This window comes from Corynebacterium gallinarum, assembly GCF_014837045.1.
Lineage (GTDB): Bacteria > Actinomycetota > Actinomycetes > Mycobacteriales > Mycobacteriaceae > Corynebacterium > Corynebacterium gallinarum.
Genome location: NZ_JACSPR010000025.1, coordinates 1 through 1,041, shown reverse-complemented (window position 1 = coordinate 1,041; position 1,041 = coordinate 1). Strand labels below are relative to the sequence as shown.

At 53.6% G+C, this 1,041-nt stretch carries 1 pseudogene; it reads left to right on the top strand.

Annotation, left to right across the window (positions count from 1 at the left end):
* Positions 1 to 1,004: pseudogene (locus H9627_RS14085) on the top strand (IS3 family transposase); the annotation flags it as partial.
* Positions 1,005 to 1,041: the final 37 nt, after the last annotated feature.

The following is a 1,041-nucleotide window of genomic DNA, read 5'->3' as shown; positions in this document are numbered from 1 at the left end:
ACTGAAGCCGAGCGGATCAGACAACTGGAACGCGAGGTCATCCGGCTGCGCGAAGAGCGCGATATCCTGCGAAAAGCAGCTAAATATTTCGCGGAAGAGACGAACTGGTGATCCGCTTCCAGTTCGTTGACGACGCCTCCACGACCTACTCGGTTAAGCGGTTATGTGAGGTCCTGAAACTCAACAGGTCCTCGTATTACAAATGGAAAAGCAGCAGTTCAACTCGAAGAAACCGCCTCATATCTGATGCTCTCCTGGGTGCCCGGGTCAAGACGGTCTTCACCGCCGAACGCGGTTGTTACGGTGCTAAACGGATCACTGCTGAACTCAAAGACCAGGACGATCAGACTCCTGTGAACCACAAGCGGGTCGCGCGGATCATGAAGTCATTGAAGCTCTTTGGATACACGAAGAAACGCAAGGTCACCACCACCATCTCCGATCAGAAGAAACCAGTGTTTCCTGATCTGGTCGGTCGGAAGTTCACTGCTGACAAACCAAATCAGCTCTACGTTGGGGATATTACGTATCTGCCGATTGCTGATGGGGCGAATATGTACCTGGCCACCGTTATTGACTGCTATTCCCGCAGGCTGGTGGGATTTGCGATCGCGGACCATATGCGGACCAGCTTGGTCCAGGACGCGTTGAAACTGGCTAAAGGCCAGCGAGGGAGCCTGAAAGGAGCTGTTTTCCACTCGGACCACGGAAGCGTTTATACGTCGAATGCATTCCAGGACACCTGTACCCAGTTGGGGATCAGACAGTCAATGGGATCAATTGGCACCAGTGCGGACAACGCCCTAGCAGAGTCGTTCAACGCCGCACTCAAGCGGGAAGTTCTCCAAGATTCCAAAACCTTCGCCAGCCACTTAATCTGCCGAAGAGATGTTTTCCGCTGGTGTACCAGGTACAACACGGTACGCCGGCATTCCTGGTGCAATTATCTTGCGCCTGCGGTGTTTGAGGAGCGCTGTCCTGCTATCCTGAAATCTGTTTCCTGATTAAATCCTCCGTGTCCACTATCCGGGGGTCGGGCCC